Genomic DNA, 24,367 nt, shown 5'->3' with positions numbered 1-24,367 from the left:
GCTTGGAGCCTCCTGAAGGCTGCGCTAGACAGGGCGCATCCGCTGCGGAGGGCTTTGTCCTTGCGTATCATCGTCGAGCGCGCGCTGCGCCAGAACTGGGAGCGCCTGTTCTCCTATGCGCTGCGCCTGAGCGGAAGCCGCGACGGCGCGGCCGATCTCCTGCAATCCTGCGCGACCAAGGCGCTCGCCGCCGCGCCGCCCGAGGAGGGGGAGCGCGTCCGGGCCTGGCTCTTCGCGATCCTGCGCAATATCTGGATCGACGAGCATCGCCGCGGCGAGACCGGCGCGCTGGCTGCCGAAGAGGCGCTCGAAGACGAGCAATGGCGCCATGACGACCGGATGATCGCGGTCATCACCGTCCGGCAGGCGCTGGAGCGTCTCGAGCAGCCTTATCGCGAGGTCATCGAACTGGTCGATCTCGCCGGCTTCCGCTATGGCGAGGCGGCGGATATCCTGGCCGTGCCCGTGGGAACCGTGATGAGCCGCCTCAGTCGGGCGCGGCTTTTGCTTCTGAATGCGATCGAGGGCGGCACGGTTCGCCCCTTCGCCACGCGGCAGCGCAAACGAGCCAGCGATTAAGTGACCGACCGCGACATCCTCTCCTGGACCACGCTCAACGCCTATGTCGATGGCGAGCTGGAGCCCGATCAAGCCGCCAAGGTCGCGGCGGCGCTCGCTCATGATCGCGAGGCCGCGGCGCAGGTCGCGACGCTGACGAAGCTGCGCGCCACGGTCAAAGCCGCGGCGCCCGTGCCGGTTGCGCCGCCTTTCGTATTGCCGCAAGCCCGCTCGCGCGTTGCGCGCTGGCTGCCCTGGGCCGTCGCAGCCTGCCTCGCTCTGCTTGCCGGCGCTGCCTCGCTCGGTCTCGGTGACCGCCAGACCCCGGGCTCGTCGCTTTCCGCCGCCGTCGCCGCGCATCAGCTCTGGCTCGCGCAGGCCTCGCCCGGCGAGGCGCCCCGTCTTGGCGTCGAGTTGGCCGGCGCGGATGCCGGGGCCTTGCCGGATCTCACGCTCGCCGCGCTGCGCCTTGTCCATCTCTCGCTCGATCCGGCGGGGCGTCGCGGCGGTGGCATGCTCGCGGGCTATGTCGGCCCGAACGGCTGCCGTGTCGGCCTCTGGATCGCCCCGGTCGAGGCAGCGCTGCCGCTGCAGCCGGCGGTTCAGGACCGCGACGGTCTGTTGGTCCGTGCCTGGCGTGGCGAGCGGGCGAGCTATGCCCTGCTCGGGCGTGGCATCGATCCGGCCCGCCTCGACGGCATCGCCGCGCTCGTCGCCCGGATCACGCGTGACGAGCCCGGCATCCCGCGCGAGCAGGTGGCGGCGCTGGCCGAGGCGCGCAGCGTCGGCCCCGCCTGCCTCGGCTAAGAAAATTTTTTCTCTCGGCTTGGAATAAATCGAAGTCCTGAAGCGTCGTCTCCAGTGAGGAATATGTCCTCGGGAGAAACGCCATGCTCAACGAAGCAGACCTGCGCGAGGGCGCAGCCGATACCGATGCCGTGCCTGCTGCCGGCGCCACCGATACCCCCCGTACATCGCGACGTCTCATTCTCGGCGGCAGCCTCGCCGCTCTGAGCCTTGCTGCCGGCAGTCTCGCCCGCCCGTCTTCTGCCGTCGCGCAAGGCGCTCCGGCCGCTGCGCCGGCCAAGGGGCCGCAGCCTTTCGACTATCCCGGCAAGGACAAGGGCCTGACCCTGCTCGGCGACCGTCCGCTCGTCGCCGAGACGCCCGAGAGCCTGCTCGACGACGACACCACGCCGATCTCCAAGTTCTTCATCCGCAATAACGGCCAGGTGCCGGAGCCGATCAAGGATGTCGATGGCTGGCAGCTCAAGATCGAGGGCGAGGTCGAGAAGCCTCTCACCCTCACGGTCAAGGAGCTGAAATCCCGCTTCAAGCCGCAGACCTTCCGCATGGTGCTGGAATGCGGCGGCAACGGCCGCTCGTTCTATCAGCCGGCCGCGCGCGGCAACCAATGGACCAATGGCGGCGCCGGCTGCGCCGAATGGACCGGCGTGCGCCTCGCCGATGTGCTGAAGGCCGCGGGCCTCAAGGCCTCCGCCAAGTTCACCGGCCATTTCGGCGCCGACCCGCATCTCTCCGGCGACACCACCAAGGATGCGATCTCGCGCGGCATGCCGATCGAGAAGGCGCTGGAGCCGCATTGCCTGATCGTCTGGGCGATGAATGGCGAGCCGCTGCCGCATATCCATGGCGGCCCGCTGCGCCTCATCGTGCCGGGCTGGCCGGCTTCGCTCTCGTCGAAATGGCTGAACCGCATCCTCGTCCGTGCGACGCCGCATGACGGGCAGGGCATGGGCGGCACCTCCTATCGCGTGCCCACCATCCCGCTCGTTCCCGGCTCGAATGCCGACGGCAAGACCAATTTCGCCGACCTGACCTCGATGCCGGTCCGCTCGATCATCAGCGCGCCCGCCAACGGCACGCGCCTGCCGGCGGCGACGCGCGAGGTCACGCTGCGCGGCGCGGCCTGGGCCGGCGACCATAATGTCGCGAAGGTCGAGGTCTCCTTCGATGCCGGCCAGCGCTGGCACGCCATGACGCTCGCCAAGCCGAAGAACCGTTACGACTGGGTGCGCTGGACGGGCAAGGTCAAGCTGCCGAGCGAGGGCTATTTCGAGCTCTGGGCCCGCGCGACCGATTCTCGCGGCGTCGCCCAGCCGCATGTCGCGACGAACTGGAATCCGCAGGGCTACGGCTCCAACCCGCTCCATCGCATCGCCATCATGGTGGGCTGACGATGGTGTTCGTGCAATCGCTTCGGATGGCCGCTCTCGCGGCCATCCTCCTCGCCCCTTCCGCCGGTTTCGCGCAGGAGGAGACCGCCGAGACGCTGCCGGAGTTCCCCGGCCGCGAAGAGACGTTCGGCTACTGCATCGCCTGCCATTCGATGAAGGTCGTCGGCCGGCAGGGCATGGATCGCGCCCGCTGGGACGAGACCCTCAACTGGATGACCGAGAAGCACAGCATGCCGGAGCCTGATCCCGACATGCGCAAGACCCTGCTCGACTATCTCGCGCAGGCCTTCCCGCCGAAGGCGCCGGCGAAAAGCGGCGGCTGGGTCAGCCCCTTCGCTCCCAAGCAATAGGATTTCCCGAGATGAAATTCGCAGTTTTCGCCGGCGCCGCGCTGCTCGCGGCCGCCATCCAGCCCGCCCGTGCCCAGGACGCTGCTGCCGGCGAGAAGGTCTATGCCCAGTGCCGCGCCTGCCATCAGGTCGGCGAGACCGCCAAGAACCTAGTCGGCCCGATCCTCAACGGCGTCGTCGGCCAGAAGGCCGGCACGCGCGACGGCTACAGCTACAGCGCGGCGATGAAGGATTCCGGCCTCATCTGGAACGAAGCGACCTTCGCCGAATACATCCAGAACCCGCGCGCCAAGGTGGCCGGCACCAAGATGATCTATGCCGGCCTCAAGGACGAGAAGCGCATCGCCGACCTCTTGGCCTATCTCAAGCAGTTCGACGCTGCCGGTAAGAAAGCGCCGTAGCGGCGGTTGCTCAGGAGGCGTTTGACGATTGATGTCCTCGTCCTGAGGGACTGGCCGCAAAAGATGTCTGTGCTTCAAGGGTGGAACCTGGACCCAAATACGCGGTCATCCCGGACAAGCGACGAAGTCGCGCCGATCCGGGATCCATGCCTGAACCTTCTTCGGGGGCGCTCCGGAATGGATCCCGGGTCTCCCTGCGGTCGCCCGGGATGACCCGCACTTTGGCGTGGCAGGCAAGTACTCCGAAGTTCGGAACGGCCGTTCAGACCATCACCAGCCCGCCATCGACGTGGAGCACTTGGCCCGTGACGAAGCGGCTCCAGTCGCTGGCAAGGAAGAGCACCGGGCCGGCGACATCCTCGGGCGTCGCGATGCGGCGCAAGGGCGTCTGCACGATCAGCATCTCGCGGACCTCCTCGGGCGTCGTCGCGCTCGCCTGCGTCGGGTAGACCAGCCCCGGCGCGACGCAGTTGACGCGGATGCCGAGCGGGCCGAGCTCGGCCGCGAGATTGCGGCTGAAGCCGACGAGCGCCGCCTTGGCCGTCGTGTAGTCGTGATAGGGAATGCTCGGCCGCGTCACCAGATCGCTGGCGAGGTTGATGATGGCAGAGCCACCGCGGCGCTGGAGCAGCGGCAGCATCGCGCGGCTGACCGTGTAGGCCGCCTTCACCGCGCCTTCGAACTGCTGCTCGTAAGACTCCCAGGGTGTTTCCCAGAAGCGGGCGCGGTTATCCGGGTCGAAGCGATAGGGCGCGAAGGCGTTGTTGACGACGACATCGAGCCGGCCGACCTCCTCCGCGATGCGCGTCGCCATGGCTGCGACAGCGTCCGGGGACGTGACGTCGGCCGCGACGGCCAGCGCCTCGCCGCCGAGCGCGCGGCATTCCGAAGCCACAGCCTCGGCCTCCGCTTCGTTCGTCCGGTAGTTGACGATGACGATCCCACCCTCGGCCGCGAAGGCTTTCGCGATCGCTGCCCCGATGCCGCGGCTCGCGCCCGTGACGAGGATGGCCCGGTCGCGGAAGCTCACGGCGCGCCATCCTTCGCCGGGATCAGGTCGCTCTTCACGACGGAACCCATATCGATCTGGCGGGCGATCAGGCCGAGGCTGCGGAACGTGTCGGCGCCTTTCTGCAGGGCGTCGAGATCGAAGCGGCCGAGACCCTCGCGCTCCGTCGTCGGCGAGATGCTCGAGGCATTGCGCAGCTTGATGATCTCGAGATTGACGGCCTCGTCGCGGCCGTTGATCGCGCGGGTGACGGCAATGCGCGCGGCTTCTTCAGGTTTGGCGATCATCCAGGCGGCGGAATCGCGATAGGCGGCGAGGAAGCGCTTCAGCAGCGGCTTGTTCTGCTCGTAATAGGCTTCCTTCACGACGAAGATGTCGCTCGGCAGATTGAGCTGGTCGCGGACCTCGATGACGTTGGCCTCGCCTAGCCCCTTGGCGCGGGCGACGAGCAGGCCGGTATCGGTCGCGGCGGTGGCGTCGACCTGGCCCTGCATCAGCGGCGCGAAGTTGAGCAGGCCCGCCGGCTGGATGGTGACGTCCTTCTCGCCCAGGCCCACCTGATGCAGCAGCACGAGCAGGTTCTGGTAGGTGCCGCTGGCGAGGCTGTAGACGCCGATGCGCTTGCCCTTGAGGTCGGCCGCCGTGCGGATACCGCTGCTCTTCAGCGCGACCACGTTGAAGACGTTCTGCGGGTAGATGTTGTAGATCGCGACGAGCTTCTCGCCCTTGTCGAGCGCGAGATAGAGCGCGGCCGGATCGGTGAAGGCGATATCGGCCTGCCCCGCGAGCATGTTCTGCAAGGCGGCGCCGCCGCCATTGCCGGGCACATAGTCGAGCGCGATGCCTTTCGCCTTGAAGAAGCCCTTGTCCGGCTCCGCCAGCAGATTGGTGATCTCGCTGATCGGCTGGCTCCAGCCGGCGACGGTGACCTTGTCGAGCGGTTGGGCCTGAGCCGATGCGAAGGCGGACAGCAAGAGCGCCGCGGTGACCGCCACGCTCGCCGTCATCCCGGACAAGCTGCGAAGCAGCGCCGATCCGGGATCCATCGTAGAGCGCGGAGCCCGATGATGGATCCCGGCGCTCCGCTTCGCTGCGGCCGGGATGACGAGCCCTGTTCTCAAAAGGCGAGCGAGCGTGAAGAAGACGGACATGGGAATCTAGCCTTTCGAGAAGCGATGCAGGACGCGGCGCTCGATCAGGCGCACGGCCTCGTAGAGCAGCATTCCAAGGGCGGTGAGGACGATGAAGAGCGCGAAGATCAGGCTCGAATCCATCACGCTCTGCGCGGCGATGATCGAGGCGCCGAGCCCGATGCGCCCGCCGATGAACTCGCCAACGACGGCGCCGACCAATGCGAGCACGACCGCAACGCGCAGGCCCGCCATGATGACCGGTAGCGCCGCCGGCAGCTTGAGCCGGAGCAGGGTCTGGAGGCGGCCGGCGCCGAGCATGCGGAAGAGCTCGCGCCTGGAAGCATCGACCTCGCCGATCCCCGTCAGTGTGTTCTCCATCAGCGGGAAGAAGCAGATCAGCGCGGTGATGACGACGGTCGGCGTCATGCCGAAGCCGAACCAGATGATGAACAGCGGCCCGAGCGCGAGCTTCGGCACGAGCTGGCTTGCCAGCACATAGGGCCGCAGCAGCCGGCTGAGCGCCGGGAACTCCGCGAGCAGGATGCCGGTGCCGAGCCCGACGATGGCGCCGATGCCGAGGCCCAGCGCCATCTCGGCGGCAGTCGTCGCCAGATGCGGCCAGAGCCTGCCGGTCGCGATCTCGCTCCACAGCGTCGCGAGCACGGCAGAAGGTGGCGGCAGGACGAGAGGTGACAGGCCGCCGAGCCGGCACCAGGCTTCCCAGCCGGCGAGCAGGGCGAGGAGCAGCAGGAGCGAGGGCAGGCGGGCCATCATGCCGCCGGCCTCCGATTGACAGCGGCTGCTCCATCCATGGCGTCGCGCAACTCGCGGCAGGCGGCGATGAAGCCGGGCGCATAGCGCATGTCGCGATGGCGCGGGCGGGCCAGCTCGATCCGGCGCACATGCGTAACCCGGCCGGCCGCCATCACCGCCACCGTATCGGCGAGATAAACGGCCTCGCCGATATCATGGGTGACGAAGAGCGCGGTCGTGCCGTTGAGCGCGCAAAGCCGCAGCAGATCGTCCTGCAATTCCTCGCGTGTGAGGGCATCGAGCGCCGCAAAAGGCTCGTCGAGCAGCAACAGGTCGGGATTGCCGATCAATGCGCGGGCGACGGCGACACGGCTCTGCTGGCCGCCGGAAAGTTCGGCCGGGCGACGCATGGTGAAATCCGCGAGGCCGACACGCTCCAGCAGGTCGAACGCGGCATCCTTGTCCGCGACGGTCGGGCGTCGCTTCAGCGAGATCGGCAGCAGGACATTGTCGAGCGCGCTCAGCCAGTCGAGCAGGGTCGGTGCCTGGAAGACGAAGCCGGCGCGCGGGCTCGGGCCGATGAGCGCCTCGCCACCGATGCGGATCGTGCCTTCGCTCGGCATCAGCAGGCCGGCTGCGAGCTTGAGCAAGGTGGTCTTGCCGCAGCCGCTGCGGCCGAGCAGGCAGTGGATCTCGCCGCGCGGGATCGTCCAGTCGATGGCATCGACCACGGCCGGGCCTGCCGCATCATAGCGATAGCTGGCCCGCTCGATCGTGACGAAACCGGGCTTGGCGGGATCAGTCGACATAGGGCGCGAACCCCTCTGCCGCGGCCTCGGCCGATTGCTCGATCTCGCTGAAGGTGACGAGGTCGAGCAGGCTGAAGCGCCCGTCATGATGCCAGCCGGCTTCCGGCGCGGTCATCCGGCCGAGCGGAGCGATGCGGCTGACGCCGACCTCGGCGAGCCGCTCGGCCAGCCGGAACAGCCGTTCGGGGGAGGCGGCTAGGCCGGCCGTCTGCAGGAAACTGCGATAGGGCGCGACGAGAGCCGGGACCGCGTCCAGGCTCTCGACCGCGACGAGCTTGAGCGTGCGGTTCAGCCCAGTCGGGCTCAGGGCTTCCGCTGTCTCGACATGGGCGACGCTCCAGGGATCGGATGGCTCGCCGAGAAGCTCCGCGGTGCCGTCCATCGCGCGGGTTTCCTGAGTGCCACGCCATGCGGCGATCGAGGCCGCTTCGCCTTGCGAGAGAGCCCGGCGCGGATGGCGCGAGGCGAGGGCGCCGAGCTCCTGCGCAACATAGCGGGCGAACTCCGCAGGGCTCACTTTTCCGCCACGCTCGACGAAGAGCATCTGCGGCGAATAGCAACCCTGCTGCTCGTAGCGGATGACGTCGTGAGCCGCGAGCCGGGCCAGCGCAGGCGCCTTGCGGCTGTCGAGAGCTTCACGGGCGATCGCGCCGAAGCCGATCTTGTGGCCATGCGGCAGGAAGCGGGTGGTGATCGGTAGCTTCGCGCGCAGCGCCGTCAGTGTCTCGTTGCCGCCATAGGCCATGACGGTGTCGGCCTCGCGCAGGAAGATCGGTTCGGCTGCCGCCTCGCCGCCCTTCCACCAGGTGATGGCGAGGCATTCGCCGATCTCGGGATCGATCTCGGCAAGCAGGCTCGCGAACCAGCCCGCCGTCAGCGGCTCGGCCGAGGCGAGCTTGCCGATGCTGCCGGCCTTGACCAGCAATCCGCAGATCAGGCTCCAGAGCGAGAGCGCCGGGACATTACCCGCCCAGACATGCAGCAGCAGCTCCGGACCATGGGCGCGCAGATAGCCGCTCTTCGGTGTCGGCTGGAAGCCGTCGAGCACGCCGGGATTGGCGAAATCCTCGGCGAGGAAGCGCAGCAATTGCGGCTTGCGGAAGGTCTTGAGATAGCCGGTCAGGCCGAGCCTGACGGTCTCGCGGTCATAGCCCGTGACGATGGGCAGGAAATGTTCGGCCTTGCGCCGCAATGGGTGTTCACGGTCGAGCAGCCGCGCGACGGCGCCGTCGATCGCCGCGACGATGCGGGCGGTCTCCATCCGTTTCAGCCGGGCGCGGGCGTTGTCGCGCACATGCGTGCAGAGCGCCGCCGCCTGCGCCTCGTCCAGCTCCGGCAGCGCGATGGTGGCGCTCTCGCCCCAGGCGCTGTGACGGACCTCGCGCCAGCGCAAAGTCCTGGCGTTCAGGCCCGGCAGATGGCCCGCATGCTCGATCACCGGCTTCAGCCTCGTGCCGCTGCGAGGAATTCGGCGATCGCGACCGAGCAGCCCTTCGAGGCCTCGCCATCGACGCGGCCGAGCAGCTTGAAGCCGCCCGGCACGATCTCGCCGGCATCCTCGGTCAGGATCGCCGCGAGGCAGTTGAAATGGGCGAGGTCGTGATGGACGATCACACCGCGCTCGCCTTCGGGCAGGTCGGCGCCGGTCAGCGGATCGACGACGCGGCTGCGAATCCAGTGCGGCCCGGATTTCACCGACGGGCAGGTGGCGTTGCCGTCGTCATAGAGCTGCGAGCTCAGCTCGGTCATCCCGTACATGTTGATGCAAGTGGAGCGCGGCACGCCGAAGGCGGCGCTGAGCCCGTCATAGAATTCGTCGGGCCCCAGTTCGCGCGACTGGCCCTTGAAGCCGCCGGTATCGAGGATGCGGCTGCCTTCCGGCAGGGCGAAGCGCCGGCCGCTTGCCGTGAGCGCATCCAGCACGGGAACGAAGGAGTAGCTCGCGCCGAGCAGGGCGTAGGGTTCGCCGCTCGCTTCGGCTTCGGCGAGCGCCGACAGAAGGCCGTCGAGGTCGAGACCGGCAGCATCGATGAAGGTTTTGGAAGCCGGCGTGCCGCATTCGCGCTTGGCGAGCGAGAGATAGGTGGCGAGCGAAGAGTTCGGCAGCTCCGCCTCGTCGGGGAAGAGGATGCCCATGCGGATGCGTTCGCGGCCACGCATGAAGCGCGCCCGGAAATTCACCAGCATCGAGCGCCTCCAGACGTCGAGCGTCGGGTGATAGCTGCGGCCGCGGATGCCTTGTGTCGTGCCGCTGGTCATGAAGACGTGGCTGGCGGCTTCAGGCGGGCTGCAGCTCAGCGTCAGGTCCTTGAAGGCGGTGATCGGCACGGCCGGGATGTCGCGCCAGCGCTTCACCGAGAGCGGCGTGCGGCCGCGCTGCAGGCAGAAACGCTTATAGGGCTCGTTGTTGCGGAACTGATAGGCGAAGACCTTCAGCGCCATCGTCTCGAATTCGGCTTCCGATGCATCGGGAAGCGCGATGAACGCCAATAGCGCCGCGATGATCTCGGCTTGCGTCACTTGAAAGCCCACTCCGTTCCGGCGCCGACGGACAAGCCGGAAGCGTCGATCGCAACAGGATCATCGGCGCAAGCTGGAATCAGGGCCTTGGGTGGCCGCATGTCCCGCATCCCTACGCCGGTATGATCCGGATCAGGTTCGGAGGGTCACCGCGTTGCTTGAGGCTCGAAAGCCCGGCCGGCGGAATCTCAGCCTCCTAGCGAGGCCCCCCTGGGAACGGATGCAGATGACGAGCGGTGGGCCCTGCTGTCAAGCGATAACGGCCGCGATATCGCAGCCGGGGGCGGGGCCAGGGCAGGCCCGTCGAGAAGAAGCCAATTCCGATTTTCCGGTGATTGCGCTATGCCGCAGCTGCGAACAGCAATCCTCGGCTTGCCATGATGGGTCAGCCCCAGGGAGAAACCGATGAAGATCGTGATGGTTGGCTCGGGCTATGTAGGCCTGGTCTCCGGGGCCTGCTTTGCGGATTTCGGACATGACGTCGTGTGCGTCGACAAGGTCGAGAGCAAGGTCGCGGCGTTGAAGCGCGGCGAAATCCCGATCTTCGAGCCAGGCCTGTCCGAGCTCGTGCGCAGCAACGCGGCGGCGGGGCGCTTGTCCTTCACCACCGATCTCGCCGGGCCGGTGGCCGAGGCGGATGCGGTCTTCATCGCCGTCGGCACGCCCTCGCGCCGCGGCGACGGCTTCGCCGATCTGTCCTATGTCTATGCCGCCACCCGCGAGATCGCGCAGGCGCTGCGCGGCTACACCGTGATCGTGACCAAGTCGACGGTTCCGGTCGGCACCGGCGACGAGGTCGAGCGCATCATCCGGGAGCTCCGGCCCGATGCCGATTTCGCCGTGGTCTCCAATCCGGAATTCCTGCGCGAGGGCGCCGCGATCGAGGATTTCAAGCGGCCGGACCGCATCGTCGTCGGCACCGATGACGAGCGGGCGCGGGCCGCGATGGCCGATATCTACCGGCCGCTCTATCTCAACAACGCGCCGATCCTGAACACCGGCCGCCGCACGGCGGAGCTGACGAAATATGCCGCCAACGCCTTCCTGGCGACGAAGATCACCTTCATCAACGAGATCGCCGATCTCTGCGAGCAGGTCGGCGCCAATGTCCAGGACGTGGCGCGTGGCATGGGCCTCGACAACCGCATCGGTTCGAAGTTCCTGCATGCCGGCCCGGGCTATGGCGGCTCCTGCTTCCCGAAGGACACGCTCGCCCTGATCAAGACGGCGCAGGATTACGGCACGCCGTCGCGCATCGTCGAGACCGTCGCGGCGGTGAACGACCAGCGCAAGCGGGCGATGGGCCGCAAGGTGGTGGCGGCCTGCGGCGGCTCGGTGCGGGGCAAGACGATCGCGGTGCTGGGCCTGACCTTCAAGCCGAACACCGACGACATGCGCGACGCACCCTCGATCGCTGTGATCACGACCCTGCAGGATGGCGGCGCCACGATCAGAGCCTATGATCCGGAGGGGATGGAGCAGGCCAAGGCGGTGCTGCCGGCCGGCGTGACCTATTGCCGCGACGCCTATGAATGCGTGGCCGGCGCGGATGCGGCGGTGATCGTGACCGAGTGGAACATCTTCCGCGCGCTCGATCTCGACCGCGTCAAGGCGGCGATGGCGGCGCCCGTCCTCGTCGACCTGCGCAATGTCTATCGAGCCGAGCAGGTCCGCGCCAAGGGCTTCACCTATGCCGATGTCGGCCGTGGCATCGACGCCCCGGAGGGCAGGCACGCCGAGACCGCGGCCTGAACCGATGCCCCGGACGATCGATCGTCGTAGCGGCCGAGGCGGCAGCGCGGGCCTGCCCGTCTCCTTAAGGACTTCGCTACCAAACCCGTCGATCGGGCGCCGCATACACCTTCCCGTAAAGCGGTGCCGTTACGTTGCGATACTGGACATGCGCGCTGTTCGAATGAAGGCGTTGCGCAAGGCGGAGTGGCTTTGAGATGGCGCCGAAGATCATACCTGTCGTGATGTGCGGCGGCGCCGGGACGCGGTTGTGGCCGGTGTCGCGGGATACGATGCCGAAGCAGTTCATCCCGCTGCTGGGGCGGGATTCGACCTTTCAGCGGGTGATGAGGCTGCTCTCCGACCACTCGGTTTTCGCCGAGCCGATCGTCATCACCAATGTCGATTACCGTTTCACGGTGCTTGAGCAGCTTCAGGCGCTGGGTCTTTCGGCGGAGATCGTGCTGGAGCCGATGCGGCGCGATTCGGCCGCCGCCGTCGCCGTCGCGACCGAGATCGCCCTCAAGCGCGACAGCCAGGCGATCGTCGGCGTCTTTGCGGCCGACCATGTCATTCGCGATGCCGGGCTTTTCGTCGAGACCTGCCGGAAAGCCGGCGAGATCGCCGCACAGGGCCGCATCGTGACCATCGGCATCCCGCCCACCCATCCCGCGACCGGCTACGGCTATATCCAGCCGGGCGAGGCTCTCGGCGAGGAGGCGCGCGCCGTCGCGGCCTTCGTCGAGAAGCCGGATGCGCAGCGGGCGGCGCAGTATCTGCTCGACGGTTATTTCTGGAATTCCGGCAACTTCATCTTCGATGCCGCGACGATGCGCGCCGAGATCGAGGCCTTCGAGCCGGAGGTGCTGGCGCCGGTCGTCGAGGCGGTCGCCGGGACGAAGCCGGATCTCGATTTCCAGCTTCTCGAGCCCACGAGCTTCGGAGCGGCCAAGAAGACTTCGATCGACTATGCCGTGATGGAGCGCACGCGGAAGGCGGCCGTCATTGCCGGGCATTTCGGCTGGTCGGATGTCGGCGGCTGGTCGGCGGTCTGGGACCTCTCGGACAAGGATGCGAGCGGCAATGTCGTCGAGGGCCGGGGCTATGTCCTCGAAGGCTCGAACAACCTCGTGCGCGCCGACGAGGGGCTGGTCGCGGTGATCGGCCTCGACGATGTCGCGGTGATCGCGACGCGCGACGCCGTGCTGGTCGCCCCGAAGGCCAAGGCCGACAAGGTCAAGGAGCTGGTGGCGCTCGTCGCGGCCAATGGCGAGCCGGAGGCGAATGCACACCGCGAGATTCACCGGCCCTGGGGCAAGTATCTCTCCGTCGATGTGGGCGGACGCCATCAGGTCAAGCGCATCACGGTGAAACCGGGCGGCATCCTGTCCCTGCAGAAGCATCATCACCGCGCCGAGCATTGGGTCGTGGTGCGCGGTACGGCCGAAGTCACGCGCAACGACGAGACGATCATCGTCCACGAGACCGAGTCGATCTACCTGCCGATCGGCTGCATCCACCGCATGGCCAACCCCGGCAAGATACCCCTCGAGATCATCGAGGTGCAGGTCGGCTCCTATCTCGAGGAGGACGACATCGTGCGCATCGAGGACGTCTACAAGCGCGTGTAACCAGCGGCGAGAGGCGTTACCGGTCGAGATCGCCTGCGATGCGCAGGAGATACTGGCCGTAATCGCTCTTCGCGAGTCTCTCGCCGAGCAGCGTCAATTGCGCGGCGGGGATCCAGCCTTGCCGCGCGGCGATCTCCTCCGGGCAGGCGATGCGCAGGCCCTGCCGGCTTTCCAGCGTGCGGACGAACTCGCCGGCCTCCAGCAGGCTGTCGGGCGTACCGGTATCGAGCCAGGCGAAGCCGCGGCCCATCGATTCGACCGAGAGCATGCCGCGCTCCAGATAGGTTCGGTTGACGTCGGTGATCTCCAGCTCGCCGCGTGGTGACGGCCTGAGGCTTCGGGCGATCTCGACCACCTCGGCATCGTAGAAATAGAGGCCCGTCACGGCCCAGCTCGATTTCGGCGCCTTCGGCTTCTCCTCGATCGAGACCGCTTTGCCGGCCTTGTCGAACTGGACCACGCCGTAACGCTCGGGGTCGCGGACATGATAGGCGAAGACGGTCGCGCCGCTGCTGCGGGCGGTCGCGCGCGCCATCATTTCCGGCAGGCTGTGGCCGTAATAGAGGTTGTCGCCGAGGATCAGGGCCGACGGTTCGCCGGCAACGAAATCGGCGCCGATCAGATAGGCCTGCGCCAGCCCCCCGGGATGCGGCTGCTCGGCATAGGTCAGGCTCATACCCCAGTCCGAACCGTCGCCGAGCAGGCGCCTGAAGTTCGGCAGGTCGTGCGGCGTCGAGATGATCAGCACCTCGCGGATGCCGGCGAGCATCAGCGTCGAGAGCGGATAATAGATCATCGGCTTGTCATAGACGGGCAGGAGCTGCTTCGACGTCGCTAGCGTCATCGGATGCAGCCGCGTGCCGGAGCCGCCGGCGAGGATGATGCCCTTCATCGTTGCTGGTCCTTGCCCTGATCCTTGAGCAGCCGCGCGACGCATGGCCGGAGCGAGCTTTGCCACTCCGGCAGGCGCACCTCATGGGCAAGCGCGAGCTTGGCGCAATCGAGCCGGGAATTCGCCGGTCGGCGGGCCGGCGTCGGATAATCGTCTGTGGCGATGCGCTTGACCCGCACCGGCTTGCCGCCCTGCCGTTCCCGCTCGGCGAAGATCGCTTCGGCGACATCGGCCCAGACGGCCTCGCCCGTCGCGCTCATATGGAACACGCCGCGCAGGCGAGCCTCGTCCTTCCGGCTGGTCAGGTTGCGCGCGACCGTGAAGATGGCGTCGGCGATGTCGAGCGCGCTGGTCGGGCATCCCGCCTGGTCGGAGACGACGCCGATCTCGTCGCGCGTCTCGGCGAGCTGCAGCATCGTCTTGACGAAATTCTTGCCGAAGGGGCTGTAGATCCAGGCCGTGCGCAGGATGGCATGGTTTTCGGTCGCCGCGGCGACCGCCTGCTCGCCGGCGAGCTTGCTCGCGCCATAGGCCGAGATCGGGCCGGTCAGGTCATCCTCGCGATAGGGCCGGGCGAGTGCGCCGTCGAAAACATAGTCGGTCGAGAGCTGGATCACGGGAATGCCGAGCGCCGCGGCGGCGCGCGCTGCCTCGCCGGCGGCCTCGCCATTGACGCGCATGGCGAGCTCCGGCTCGCTCTCGGCCTGGTCCACGGCCGTATAGGCGGCCGTGTTGACGATCACATCGGGCCGGGCCGAACGCAGGGCGGGCGCGACCGTCTTCGGCACCGCGAGATCAAGGTCCGGGCGGCGCAGCGCGATGACCTCGACGCCGACGGGCACGCGCTCCAGCATGGCGCAGACGACTTGGCCGGTCCAACCGGTGACGGCGATACGAAGTGTCATCAGTCGAAATAACGCAGCATCTCGGCGAGGCGCGGATGCTTGCGGTCCTTGTCAGAGAGGGTGAGGCCGGAGAGCGGCAGGCGCCAGTCGATGCCGAGCGCCGGGTCGTCGAAGGCAAGGCCGTAGTCGTTCTCAGGCGCATATGGAGCGGTGACCTTGTAGAGCACCTCGGTATCCGGCTCCAGCGTGACGAAACCATGGGCGAACCCGACCGGAACCAGCAGCTGCTTCCAGTTCTCGGCGGAAAGCTCGACCGCGACATGCTTGCCGAAAGTGGGTGAGGAGGTCCGGATATCGACGGTGACGTCGAGGATGCGGCCACGCGTGACCCGCACCAGCTTGTCCTGTGCGAAGGGCGGCGACTGAAAATGCAGGCCGCGCAATGTCCCGACCGGGCCGGAGAGCGACTGGTTGTCCTGCACGAAATCCAGATCGAGCCCGGCCTCAGCAAAGCCCTTGCGGCTCCAGGTCTCGGAGAAGAAGCCGCGATGGTCGCCGAACTTCTTCGGCGTGACGATCTTGACGGCCGGGATCGCCGTTTCCTCGACGTTCAGCATCTCGTTCCCCGCTCAGGCCGCGCCGAGGCGCTCGCCGCGATAGACGCCGGACCGGATATCGCCCCACCAGCCGGGATTGGCGAGATACCATTCGACGGTGCGGCGAAGCCCGGTTTCGAAAGTCTCCTTCGGCGCCCAGCCGAGCTCGCGGCCGATCTTGCCGGCATCGATCGCATAACGCGCGTCATGGCCCGGCCGATCGGTGACATAGGTGATCAGGCGCTCGCGCGCACCTTTGGGATCGGGCCGGAGCTCGTCGAGAATGGCGCAGATGGCCTTCACCACCTCGACATTGGTCTTCTCGTTATGGCCGCCGATATTGTAGCTCTCCCCGGTCTTTCCGGCGGTCGCGACGGTGAGCAATGCGTCGGCATGATCGTCGACATAGAGCCAGTCGCGCACATTGAGCCCGTTGCCGTAGACCGGTAGCGGCTTGCCCTCCAGCGCATTGATGATCATCAGCGGGATCAGCTTTTCCGGGAAGTGATAGGGCCCGTAATTGTTCGAGCAATTGGTCATCACCACCGGCAGGCCGTAGGTGTGGTGCCAGGCGCGGACGAGATGGTCCGACGCGGCCTTGGAGGCGGAGTAGGGCGAGTTCGGCTGATAGGCCGTGTCCTCGCGGAAGAAGCCCTCGGTGCCGAGCGAGCCGAAGACCTCGTCGGTCGAGATATGGTGGAAGCGGAAGCGCGCCTTGCGCTCCTCCGGCAGCGCCCGGAAATGGCGCAGCGCCTCCTGCAGCAGCGCGAACGAGCCGACGATATTGGTCTCGATGAAGGCGGCCGGCCCGTCGATCGAGCGGTCGACATGGCTCTCGGCGGCGAGATGCATCACGATGTCGGGCTGGAAATCGGCGAAGAGCGCCTTCATGCGCGGGGCATCGCCGATATCGGCCTGCTCGAACCGGTAGCGGTTGCTGCCGGAGACCGGAGCCAGCGAGGCGAGATTGCCGGCATAGGTCAGCTTGTCGACGACGCAGACCTCGTGCTCGGTCTCGCCGATCAGCTTGCGCACCACCGCCGAGCCGATGAAGCCGGCGCCGCCGGTGACGAGAAACTTCAGGGGCATGAGGTGCAGTCCTGGCGGCAGCGGCCGCGAAGATGGAGGGATGGAGCGGATGAGGCGCGCATGCCCTGGATGCCGATCCTGACCGTCAGCCTCAATGCACGTCCCTCTTCACCGCACCGCAGGTATCACGAAGCGCTTTCGTGCGACAGCGGGACACCCGAACCGCGGCGAAACCAAGGCTCTCTCATTCCGGAGCCTGGTTCTGCGGTTCGGGAGACGCCATCGTGGCAGGGTTCACGCGCGTTCGAGCGCGACCGCGATGCCCTGGCCGACGCCGATGCACATGGTGGCGAGCGCGCGCTTCTTGCCGGTGAGCGACAGTTCCAGCGCAGCGGTGCCGCTGATGCGGGCGCCGGACATGCCGAGCGGATGGCCGAGCGCGATCGCGCCGCCATTCGGGTTCACATGCGCGCCGTCCTCGGCGATGCCGAGTTCGCGCAGGACGGCGATGCCCTGCGAGGCGAAGGCCTCGTTCAGCTCGACGACGTCGAAATCGGTGGGCTTGAGGCCGAGCCGTTTGCAGAGCTTGCGCGTCGCCGGGATCGGCCCGAGGCCCATGACGCGTGGCGCGATGCCGCCGGTCGCGCCGCCCAGGATGCGCGCGATCGGCGTCAGCCCGTATTTCGCAGCCGCCTTCTCCGAGGCGATGATCAGCGCCGCGGCGCCATCATTGACGCCGGATGCGTTGCCGGCGGTGACCGTGCCGCCTTCCTTGCGGAACGGCGTGCCGAGCTTGGCGAGCTTCTCCAGCGTGGTGTCCCCGCGCGGATGTTCGTCGATCTCGACACGGATCGGATCGCCCTTGCGCTGCGGGATCAGCACCGGGACGATCTCCTTGGCCAAACGGCCGTTCTGCTGGGCGGCGACGGCCTTGAGCTGCGAGCGCAAGGCGAAGGCGTCCTGGTCGGCGCGGCCGATATGGCAGTCGGCGGCGACGTTCTCGCCGGTCTCCGGCATGGAATCGATGCCGTATTGCGCCTTCATCAGCGGATTGACGAAACGCCACCCGATCGTGGTGTCGTGGATCTCGGCATGGCGGGAGAAAGCGCTGTCGGCCTTGGGCAGCACGAAGGGCGCGCGCGACATGCTCTCGACGCCGCCGGCGATCATCAGTTCGGCCTCGCCGGCCTTGATCGCGCGGGCGGCGGCGATGACCGCATCCATGCCCGAGCCGCAGAGCCGGTTGATCGTCGTCCCCGGCACCTCCTTGGGCAGGCCGGCGAGCAGGAGCGACATGCGCGCCACATTGCGGTTGTCCTCGCCCGCCTGGTTGGCGCAGCCGAAGATCACGTCGTCGACAGCGCCGAAATCCACGCCCGGATTGCGCTCGACCAGCGCCTTCAGCGGCACGGCGCCGAGATCGTCCGCCCGGACGGAGGAGAGCGAGCCGCCGAAGCGGCCGATGGGCGTACGGACATAGGCGCAGATGAAGGCTTCGGTCATGTCACGGGTCCTGCTGTCTCGAAGGCGGTGCGGATCGTTTCAGATGCGGTAGAATTCCCGATACCAGGCGACGAAGCGAGCGATTCCTGTCTCGATCGGCGTATCCGGCCGAAAATCGACGCTGGCCGCCAGGTCCGACACGTCGGCATAGGTTGCCGGCACATCCCCGGGCTGGGCGGGCAGGTGGCGCTTGATCGCCTTGCGGCCGCAGGCTTCCTCGATCGCGGCGATGAAACGGTCGAGCCGGACCGGCGTGTGATTGCCGATATTGTAGAGGCGCCAGGGCGCGGTGGACGTCGCGGGATCCGCCGCCAGGCGGGCTTCCGGGGCAGCCTGCGGAGGCTGGCCGGCCAGCCGCACGATCGCCTCGCGGATATCGTCGACATAGGTGAAGTCGCGACTCATCGCGGCCTCGTCATAGACGTCGATCGGCCGGCCTTCGAGGATCGCCTTGGTGAACTTGAAATAGGCCATGTCCGGCCGGCCCCACGGGCCGTAGACCGTGAAGAAGCGCAGGCCCGTCGTCGGAATGCCGTAGAGATGGGCATAGGAATGCGCCATCAGCTCGTTGGCGCGCTTGGTCGCGGCATAGAGCGAGACCGGATGGTCGGCCCCGTCATGCTCGCTGAACGGCACCTTGGCATTGGCGCCATAGACCGAGCTCGACGAGGCGTAGACGAGATGGTCGACCGGATTGTGCCGGCAGGCCTCGAGGATCGACAGGAAGCCGTCCAGATTCGACGAGGCGTAGGCGCGCGGGTTCTCCAGCGAGTAGCGCACCCCGGCCTGGGCCGCGAGATGGATCGCCACTTGCGGGCGGAAGGCAGCGAAGGCAGCCTGCACCGCATCGTAATCGGCGATGTCGAGCGGTTCGAAGGAGAAGCCGTTGCGGGCGGTGAGATGGTCGAGACGCGCCTGCTTCAGGGCGGGATCGTAATAGGGGGTCAGGTTGTCGATGCCGAGGACTTCCACGCCCCTGTCGAGCAGCGCCTGCGTCACATGGAAGCCGACGAAGCCGGCCGCGCCGGTCAGGAGTACACGGTCGAAGGACGTAGCTCGATCCACCTGGGTTCCTTACTGAAGGTCGGCCGCGAATCCACCGCGCCGCTCCGACATCGCGCCGGCTTGCCGGTTTGGCAAGCCGGATTCGGCCGCGGCTCAGCGTGTCTGAGCCGCTGCGAAGGCGAGATTCTCCGCAAGCAGCGCCTCCGCGGCTTGCGGCGTCGGCGCTTCGACATAGACGCGCAGCTCCGGGGCGTTGCCGGAGGCACGGAAATGCACCGTCGCGCCGATGCCGAGCGTCAGGCGCAATCCGTCCCGGCGGTCGCGCGATGCCACGCCGCCATGGGCGGCGAAGGCCGCGTCGCGGAAACCGGAATCCTCGCCGTCGAGCTTGGCGATCAGGGTCGCGGTTCTGTCCTGCGGCACCTCCTGCAGGCGGTTGGACAGGGCAATCGCAAAGCGGGCCTCCGCCGCGATCGCGCTCAATGGCCTGCCGGCGCCGCGGGCCAGCGCCAACGTCGCCAGGATCGGCAGGAGGGCGTCGCGCGTCGGCAGGGCGGCGAGCTTGCGCCCGTCGCGCGTGACGTCCGAGCCCAGCAGCACGCCGCCATTGGCCTCGAAGCCGATGATGGTCTCGGCGCCCCCGGCCTTGGCCTCGGCCATGCCGGCAATGACATAGGGCGAGCCGACGCGGGTGCGGACCACCGTCTCGAACAGGCCGGGGCGGTCGAGCGCGGAATTGGACGTCACCGGCGTGACGATCGCATCGGCCCCGAGGAACTGCGCGGTCAGCGCGCCGACCAGGTCTCCACGCAGGAAGCGGCCGGTCTCGTCGGCGACGAGCGGCCGATCCGCATCCCCATCGGTCGAGACGATGGCGTCGAGCTTGCGCTCCCCGGCCCAGCGCCGCGCCAGCTCCTCGTCCTCTGGGCGCAGCGCCTCCGTGTCGACGGGGATGAAGACGTCGCTCCGCCCGAGCGCGACCGGCGTTGCTCCGAGAGCCGCCAGTACGTCGCAGATGACGTCGCGCCCGACCGAGGAATGCTGGTAGACGCCGACCGTGAGCCCTTCCAGCGCGCGGCCGAAGAAGCCGGCATAGCGGGCGCGGTAGCTGGCCAGCACGTCGCGCGCAGGCGGCGCGATCGAGACCTCGGGAGCGGTCGTCAGGGCAAGCGCCTGATGCTGCGCGAGGATGCGGGCCTCGTCGGTTTTGTCGATCTCGCCCTGCGCACGGTAGAATTTCAACCCGTTCCGGTCGTCCGGGATATGGCTGCCCGTGACCATGATGGCCGGGCTGCCGGCGGCCATGGCAGCCTGTGCCAGCGCAGGTGTCGGCACGGCGCCGCAATCCACCGGCTTGAGCCCGGCATCGGCCACGGCTTGGGCGCATTGTGCGGCGATGAGCGGGCTCGACGAGCGCAGGTCCCGGCCGATCAGCACTTCGCCTTGGGGCCCAGCCGCCTTGTCCTCCTGCAGCACGGCGCAGAAGGCACGGACATGGGCGTAGGTCGGCAGGCCGACGAGCTCCGTGACGAGGCCACGCAGGCCGGAAGTTCCGAATTTCAGGCTGGTCATGACGGCAGGGCTCAAGCGATGCGAGTGACGGCAAGCTGATCTAGAGCATTTTCGAGCGAAGTGGACACCGGTTCGCGTGAAGAAAATGCGTTATAACAAAGGCCTGAAACAATTCCGCGTTTCGGAGAATAGCGGAATTGTTTCAGAGCATTTTCGAGAAGGCTCGAACCCGCATCATATGGCTCCGGGACCGCCGCGCCTCAACCACCAACGGCCCACAGGCGGGATCAGTCTATCCATATCCTGGAGGAGGTGGCGTTGATCCGCTGCCCGCTGCCCGCTGGCTGCCGGCCTTATCGGCCGTGCACCGCGTTGTATTCGCCATGGCGGGAGAAGACGGGCGCCGCTCGATTGGAAGAGAAAGGAGCGCGGCGCTTCGCGCTTCAAAGAACTCTCGAAGCATTGCTGCGCGCCGTTTTTTGAACGGCCGCGCATCACAACGCTCGGAGGAGCCTTGAGTTCTTGAGGTTGGTAGTCCTCAAGAAAATGGTGCCCAGGAGAGGACTCGAACCTCCACGCCCTTGCAGGCGCCAGCACCTGAAGCTGGTGCGTCTACCAATTCCGCCACCTGGGCAACGGCGGTTCGTTTACGGGGGCCGAGTCGTCCTGTCAACGGCCCTGTCGCGGCGAAATGAATTTGTTTTCGCAGCCCTGTGGAAAGCGCCTTTGCGGACCGGGCGGATTGCGGGCTGTTTTGGCCCGGAACCGGTGAGCCGGCGTCAAAAGGGGGGCGGAGCGACGTCGTGGATAGGGCGGAACGCCGCAGGGGGCGGGATATAGAGCGCCCCGGCCGCAAAAGGCATTTCCACTTTGGCGGAACATGATCTAGGAGGGCAGAAGCATTCTAAACGGAGCTTTCGCGATGGCTTCCCAGGCCCCGGCCCAGCAACTCGTCACGGTCTTCGGCGGCTCCGGTTTCGTCGGCCGCCATGTCGTGCGTGCGCTCGTCAAGCGCGGCTACCGGGTGCGTGTCGCCGTGCGTCGGCCGGATCTCGCCAATTTCCTCCAGCCGATCGGCATCGTCGGCCAGATCCACGCGGTTCAGGCCAATCTGCGCTATCCCGCCTCGGTCGCGGCCGCGGTGAAGGGTGCTGACGCCGTCGTCAATCTCGTCGGCATCATGCAGGAGCAGGGGCGCCAGAGCTTCGCGGCCGTGCAGGCGAACGGCGCGCGCGCCATCGCCCAGGCCTGCGCCGCTGCCGGCATCGCGCGGCTGGTTCATGTCTCGGCCCTCGGCGCCTCCGCCGAATCGGCTTCGACCTATGCCCGCACCAAGGCCGAGGGCGAGGCGGCGATGTTCGCCGCCGTTTCCGGCGCGGTCGTGCTGCGTCCGTCGGTGATGTTCGGTCCCGAGGATACGTTCTTCAACCGGTTCGCCTCTCTCGTCCGCATGCTGCCGGTGGTGCCGCTGGTCGGTGACGGCGCGACGAAGTTTCAGCCGGCCTTCGTCGGCGATGTCGCCGAGATCGTCGCCCGCGCCGTCGATGGCACCGTCCAGACCGGCCGCGTCTACGAACTCGGTGGGCCGGAGGTGCAGAGCCTGCGCGAGATCGTCGAGGAGGTCTGCAAGGTGACCGGCCGCAAGCGCCTGCTCGCGCCGCTGCCGTTCCCGCTGGCGCGGATCATGGGCAGCGTCCTGCAGGTCGTCGATTCCCTGACGCTTGGCCTGATCCCGGACGAGCTCGTCATGACGCGCGATCAGGTCACGCTGCTCGAGAGCGACAATGTCGTCTCTGCGGAAGCCAAGGCCGAGGGTCGCGACTTCGCCGGGCTCGGGTTGGCCCCGACCTCGTCCGAGGCGGTGATCTCGTCCTATCTCTGGCGCTTCCGCAAGACCGGCCAGTTCGACACGCTTCAGGCCCGCTGAGCGGCCGGCGGAGCAGGCCTGTGTCGTTCGACCTCGTCATCTACGATTGCGATGGCACGCTGATCGACACCGAGACGCTCTATGGCGAGGTCAGCCTCGCCATGTGCCATGAGGCCGGCCTCAGCCACTGGACGCTCGACCATTACGTCGATCAGCTCGTCGGAATCCCCTGGGCCGACGGCATGAGGATTATCGAGGCTGCGCTGGGTAAGCCTCTGCCGGCCGATTTCGAGACGCGTATCGAGGATGCGGTCGCCCTGCGGCTGGAAGCAGAGCTGCGCGCGCTTCCCGGCGTGCGCGAGGCGCTGACCGTGATGGCGGGGCGCCGCTGCGTCGCCTCCTCGACGGTTCTGGAGCCGCTCAGGCGCAACCTCGCGCTGGCGGGCCTGATCGACCTGTTCGATCCCCATGTCTTCTCGGCCTCGCAGGTCGCGCGCGGCAAGCCGTCGCCGGATGTCTTCCTGTTCGCGGCGTCGCAGATGGGGGCTGAGGCCGGGCGCTGCCTCGTTCTGGAGGATTCGGTGCCGGGCGTGCTGGCGGCGAAGGCGGCCGGCATGCAGGTCGCCGGCTTCACCGGCGTCGCCCATGATAAGGCGCGCATGCGCGAGCGCCTGCTGGCGGCCGGCGCCGCTGGCGTCATCGACGACTACAGGGAATGGCCGGCGGAAGCGGCGCGCCTCGCGGGATTGTGCGCGGCTTGAGCTGCGGACCTACGCGACGCCCCTGATCTAAACCACCCTTGTCATTCCGGGGCTTCGCGCAGCGAAGAGCCCGGAACCCACGACTGGGTGAGTCTTAAGTTCCGCGGCATGGACTGTCTCACCCGGTCGTGGGTTCCGGGTTCGCGCCTGCGGCGCGCCCCGGAATGACAACAGGCTGAAAGACTTGGCCCTTCAGAGCATGCTGGGCAGCACGCGATCCGGCGGCTTGTGGCCGTCCATGAAGGTCTTGATGTTGACGATGACCTTCTCGCCCATGTCGGCGCGCCCTTCATGCGTGGCCGAGCCCATATGCGGGAGCACCACGACCTTGTGCTGGCGGGCGAGCTTGAGCAGGCGCGGATTGACCGCCGGCTCGCTCTCGAACACGTCGAGGCCGGCACCGGCGAGCTCGCCGGCTTCCAGCATGCGGGCGAGCGCGGTCTCGTCGACGACCTCGCCGCGCGCCGTGTTCACCAGGATGGCGTCCGGCTTCATCAGCTTGAGGCGGCGCGCCGAGAGCAGGTGATAGGTCGCCGGCGTATGCGGGCAGTTGACCGAGACGATGTCCATCCGCGCCAGCATCTGGTCGAGCGAATCCCAATAGGTCGCGTCGAGCTGCTCCTCGATGCGCGGATCGACGCGGCGGCGGTTATGGTAGTGGATCGACAAGCCGAAGGCGGCGGCCCGCTTCGCCAGCGCCTGGCCGATGCGGCCCATGCCGACGATGCCGAGGCGCTTGCCGGTGATGCGGCGGCCGAGCATCCAGGTCGGCGACCAGCCGGCCCAGTCGTCATCGGGAATGACGCGGGCGCCCTCGGCGATCCGGCGTGCGACGGCGAGGATCAGCGCGATCGTCATGTCGGCGGTGTCGTCGGTCAGCACGCCCGGCGTGTTGGTGACGGTGATGCCGCGCTGCACGGCGCTGGCGACATCGATATTGTCGACGCCGTTGCCGAAATTGGCGATCAGGCGCAGCTGGTCGCCGGCCTGCGCGATGACGGCGGCGTCGATCTTGTCGGTGACGGTGGGCACGAGCACGTCGGCGGTCTTCACCGCCTCGACCAGCGCGGCCTGCGACATCGGCTTGTCGTCGATATTGAGCTGCGCGTCGAACAGTTCGCGCATGCGGGTTTCCACCACGGCGGGCAGCTTGCGCGTCACCACCACCACCGGCTTCTTCTTCGTCATGGCGGCACCCCTCCGTCATCGGCCGTATCGGCCTGATATCCTCAACCCGTCATTAACCCTGGTGGCCCAGGAATGG

General features: G+C 67.5%; 23 protein-coding genes, 1 tRNA gene and 1 riboswitch. Of the genes, 9 read left to right on the top strand and 15 right to left on the bottom strand.

Translation table 11 applies throughout. The features are described 5' to 3' along the window. Positions 1 to 60 precede the first annotated feature (60 nt). The 5 genes from WFK61_RS03180 to WFK61_RS03160 all read left to right on the top strand — a co-directional run bounded on the left by WFK61_RS03180 (position 61) and on the right by WFK61_RS03160 (position 3,507). Positions 61 to 579, top strand: a complete 519-nt coding sequence (locus WFK61_RS03180) for a sigma-70 family RNA polymerase sigma factor (protein WP_336810068.1) — start codon at positions 61 to 63, stop codon at positions 577 to 579. Then, positions 580 to 1,365, top strand: a complete 786-nt coding sequence (locus WFK61_RS03175; RefSeq protein ID WP_336810067.1) for an anti-sigma factor — start codon at positions 580 to 582, stop codon at positions 1,363 to 1,365. Between the two features lie 83 nt (positions 1,366 to 1,448). Next, positions 1,449 to 2,756, top strand: a complete 1,308-nt coding sequence (locus WFK61_RS03170) for a sulfite oxidase (protein WP_336810066.1) — start codon at positions 1,449 to 1,451, stop codon at positions 2,754 to 2,756. 26 nt (positions 2,757 to 2,782) lie between these two features. After that, positions 2,783 to 3,106, top strand: coding sequence for a hypothetical protein (locus WFK61_RS03165; protein WP_336810065.1), 324 nt, complete (start codon positions 2,783 to 2,785; stop codon positions 3,104 to 3,106). A gap of 11 nt (positions 3,107 to 3,117) precedes the next feature. Then, entirely contained in the window at positions 3,118 to 3,507 is a 390-nt protein-coding gene (locus WFK61_RS03160; protein ID WP_336810064.1) for a c-type cytochrome, read from the top strand. Positions 3,508 to 3,769: 262 nt separating this feature from the next. Here WFK61_RS03160 and WFK61_RS03155 read toward each other — a convergent pair whose 3' ends face one another. From WFK61_RS03155 to WFK61_RS03130, 6 genes are all read right to left on the bottom strand, one after another. Beyond that, entirely contained in the window at positions 3,770 to 4,537 is a 768-nt protein-coding gene (locus WFK61_RS03155; RefSeq protein WP_336810063.1) for an SDR family oxidoreductase, read from the bottom strand. After that, entirely contained in the window at positions 4,534 to 5,511 is a 978-nt protein-coding gene (locus tag WFK61_RS03150; RefSeq protein WP_336810062.1) for an ABC transporter substrate-binding protein, read from the bottom strand. The genes WFK61_RS03155 and WFK61_RS03150 overlap by 4 nt, the downstream gene beginning before the upstream one ends. 162 nt (positions 5,512 to 5,673) lie before the next feature. After that, positions 5,674 to 6,423 carry an ABC transporter permease gene (locus WFK61_RS03145; protein WP_336810061.1) on the bottom strand — a complete coding sequence of 250 codons (750 nt, stop codon included), beginning with the start codon at positions 6,421 to 6,423 and terminating at the stop codon, positions 5,674 to 5,676. Then, positions 6,420 to 7,211, bottom strand: coding sequence for an ABC transporter ATP-binding protein (locus WFK61_RS03140; RefSeq protein WP_336810060.1), 792 nt, complete (start codon positions 7,209 to 7,211; stop codon positions 6,420 to 6,422). The genes WFK61_RS03145 and WFK61_RS03140 overlap by 4 nt, the downstream gene beginning before the upstream one ends. Next, the gene (locus tag WFK61_RS03135) at positions 7,201 to 8,649 is read right to left on the bottom strand and encodes an acyl-CoA reductase (protein ID WP_336810059.1); all 1,449 of its coding nucleotides are present in this window, start codon (positions 8,647 to 8,649) and stop codon (positions 7,201 to 7,203) included. The genes WFK61_RS03140 and WFK61_RS03135 overlap by 11 nt, the downstream gene beginning before the upstream one ends. 5 nt (positions 8,650 to 8,654) lie before the next feature. After that, on the bottom strand, positions 8,655 to 9,731 hold the full coding sequence (locus WFK61_RS03130) for a LuxE/PaaK family acyltransferase (protein WP_336810058.1): 1,077 nt from the start codon (positions 9,729 to 9,731) through the stop codon (positions 8,655 to 8,657). A 92-nt stretch (positions 9,732 to 9,823) separates the two neighbouring features. After that, a riboswitch (TPP riboswitch) is annotated at positions 9,824 to 9,953 on the bottom strand. Positions 9,954 to 10,136: 183 nt separating this feature from the next. Between WFK61_RS03130 and WFK61_RS03125 the strand changes: the two genes are divergently transcribed. Continuing rightward, a complete protein-coding gene (locus tag WFK61_RS03125; RefSeq protein WP_336810057.1) occupies positions 10,137 to 11,483 on the top strand; it encodes a UDP-glucose dehydrogenase family protein in 1,347 nt (448 codons plus the stop codon). A 197-nt stretch (positions 11,484 to 11,680) separates the two neighbouring features. Then, complete coding sequence (locus WFK61_RS03120; RefSeq protein ID WP_336810056.1) at positions 11,681 to 13,093, top strand: mannose-1-phosphate guanylyltransferase/mannose-6-phosphate isomerase; 1,413 nt, start codon at positions 11,681 to 11,683, stop codon at positions 13,091 to 13,093. Between the two features lie 16 nt (positions 13,094 to 13,109). Here WFK61_RS03120 and rfbA read toward each other — a convergent pair whose 3' ends face one another. From rfbA to WFK61_RS03080, 8 genes are all read right to left on the bottom strand, one after another. Continuing rightward, positions 13,110 to 13,985 carry a glucose-1-phosphate thymidylyltransferase RfbA gene (rfbA, locus tag WFK61_RS03115; protein WP_336810055.1) on the bottom strand — a complete coding sequence of 292 codons (876 nt, stop codon included), beginning with the start codon at positions 13,983 to 13,985 and terminating at the stop codon, positions 13,110 to 13,112. Next, positions 13,982 to 14,890, bottom strand: a complete 909-nt coding sequence (gene rfbD, locus WFK61_RS03110; protein ID WP_336810054.1) for a dTDP-4-dehydrorhamnose reductase — start codon at positions 14,888 to 14,890, stop codon at positions 13,982 to 13,984. Before rfbD ends, rfbA begins: the two co-directional genes overlap by 4 nt. Then, positions 14,890 to 15,447 (bottom strand): dTDP-4-dehydrorhamnose 3,5-epimerase, encoded by a 558-nt coding sequence (rfbC, locus tag WFK61_RS03105; protein WP_336810053.1) that lies wholly within the window; start codon positions 15,445 to 15,447, stop codon positions 14,890 to 14,892. Before rfbC ends, rfbD begins: the two co-directional genes overlap by 1 nt. Positions 15,448 to 15,459: 12 nt before the next feature. Continuing rightward, positions 15,460 to 16,515, bottom strand: a complete 1,056-nt coding sequence (gene rfbB, locus WFK61_RS03100; RefSeq protein WP_336810052.1) for a dTDP-glucose 4,6-dehydratase — start codon at positions 16,513 to 16,515, stop codon at positions 15,460 to 15,462. Between the two features lie 234 nt (positions 16,516 to 16,749). Continuing rightward, positions 16,750 to 17,958, bottom strand: coding sequence for a 3-oxoadipyl-CoA thiolase (gene pcaF, locus WFK61_RS03095; RefSeq protein WP_336810051.1), 1,209 nt, complete (start codon positions 17,956 to 17,958; stop codon positions 16,750 to 16,752). Between the two features lie 39 nt (positions 17,959 to 17,997). Continuing rightward, positions 17,998 to 19,023 carry an NAD-dependent epimerase gene (locus WFK61_RS03090; protein WP_336810050.1) on the bottom strand — a complete coding sequence of 342 codons (1,026 nt, stop codon included), beginning with the start codon at positions 19,021 to 19,023 and terminating at the stop codon, positions 17,998 to 18,000. Between the two features lie 93 nt (positions 19,024 to 19,116). Further along, positions 19,117 to 20,535: a phosphomannomutase gene (locus WFK61_RS03085; protein WP_336810049.1), complete on the bottom strand. Its 1,419-nt coding sequence runs from the start codon at positions 20,533 to 20,535 to the stop codon at positions 19,117 to 19,119. Positions 20,536 to 21,022: 487 nt separating this feature from the next. Then, positions 21,023 to 21,109 (bottom strand) — tRNA-Leu (locus WFK61_RS03080). 288 nt (positions 21,110 to 21,397) lie between these two features. Between WFK61_RS03080 and WFK61_RS03075 the strand changes: the two genes are divergently transcribed. Both WFK61_RS03075 and WFK61_RS03070 read left to right on the top strand, forming a co-directional pair. After that, entirely contained in the window at positions 21,398 to 22,402 is a 1,005-nt protein-coding gene (locus WFK61_RS03075) for a complex I NDUFA9 subunit family protein (RefSeq protein WP_336810048.1), read from the top strand. A gap of 20 nt (positions 22,403 to 22,422) precedes the next feature. Beyond that, the gene (locus tag WFK61_RS03070; protein WP_336810047.1) at positions 22,423 to 23,103 is read left to right on the top strand and encodes an HAD family hydrolase; all 681 of its coding nucleotides are present in this window, start codon (positions 22,423 to 22,425) and stop codon (positions 23,101 to 23,103) included. Between the two features lie 192 nt (positions 23,104 to 23,295). On the opposite strand, the gene WFK61_RS03065 is transcribed toward WFK61_RS03070, so the two are convergent. Further along, positions 23,296 to 24,291, bottom strand: a complete 996-nt coding sequence (locus WFK61_RS03065) for a 2-hydroxyacid dehydrogenase (protein WP_336810046.1) — start codon at positions 24,289 to 24,291, stop codon at positions 23,296 to 23,298. Positions 24,292 to 24,367: the final 76 nt, after the last annotated feature.

It is taken from the genome of Allobosea sp. MMO-172, assembly GCF_037147855.1.
GTDB lineage: Bacteria > Pseudomonadota > Alphaproteobacteria > Rhizobiales > Beijerinckiaceae > Allobosea.
The sequence above is the reverse complement of the archived record's forward strand: the minus strand, read 5'-3'. Positions and strand labels throughout refer to the sequence as shown.

Coding starts and splice junctions, on each gene's coding strand:
- WFK61_RS03140 (WP_336810060.1), bottom strand. CDS start 7,211: ATGTCGACTGATCCCGCCAAGCCCGGTTTCGTCACGATCGAGCGGGCC.
- rfbC (WP_336810053.1), bottom strand. CDS start 15,447: ATGCTGAACGTCGAGGAAACGGCGATCCCGGCCGTCAAGATCGTCACG.
- WFK61_RS03165 (WP_336810065.1), top strand. CDS start 2,783: ATGGCCGCTCTCGCGGCCATCCTCCTCGCCCCTTCCGCCGGTTTCGCG.
- WFK61_RS03120 (WP_336810056.1), top strand. CDS start 11,681: ATGGCGCCGAAGATCATACCTGTCGTGATGTGCGGCGGCGCCGGGACG.
- WFK61_RS03170 (WP_336810066.1), top strand. CDS start 1,449: ATGCTCAACGAAGCAGACCTGCGCGAGGGCGCAGCCGATACCGATGCC.
- WFK61_RS03065 (WP_336810046.1), bottom strand. CDS start 24,291: ATGACGAAGAAGAAGCCGGTGGTGGTGGTGACGCGCAAGCTGCCCGCC.
- WFK61_RS03145 (WP_336810061.1), bottom strand. CDS start 6,423: ATGATGGCCCGCCTGCCCTCGCTCCTGCTGCTCCTCGCCCTGCTCGCC.
- WFK61_RS03160 (WP_336810064.1), top strand. CDS start 3,118: ATGAAATTCGCAGTTTTCGCCGGCGCCGCGCTGCTCGCGGCCGCCATC.
- pcaF (WP_336810051.1), bottom strand. CDS start 17,958: ATGACCGAAGCCTTCATCTGCGCCTATGTCCGTACGCCCATCGGCCGC.
- rfbA (WP_336810055.1), bottom strand. CDS start 13,985: ATGAAGGGCATCATCCTCGCCGGCGGCTCCGGCACGCGGCTGCATCCG.
- WFK61_RS03075 (WP_336810048.1), top strand. CDS start 21,398: ATGGCTTCCCAGGCCCCGGCCCAGCAACTCGTCACGGTCTTCGGCGGC.
- rfbD (WP_336810054.1), bottom strand. CDS start 14,890: ATGACACTTCGTATCGCCGTCACCGGTTGGACCGGCCAAGTCGTCTGC.
- WFK61_RS03085 (WP_336810049.1), bottom strand. CDS start 20,535: ATGACCAGCCTGAAATTCGGAACTTCCGGCCTGCGTGGCCTCGTCACG.
- WFK61_RS03125 (WP_336810057.1), top strand. CDS start 10,137: ATGAAGATCGTGATGGTTGGCTCGGGCTATGTAGGCCTGGTCTCCGGG.
- rfbB (WP_336810052.1), bottom strand. CDS start 16,515: ATGCCCCTGAAGTTTCTCGTCACCGGCGGCGCCGGCTTCATCGGCTCG.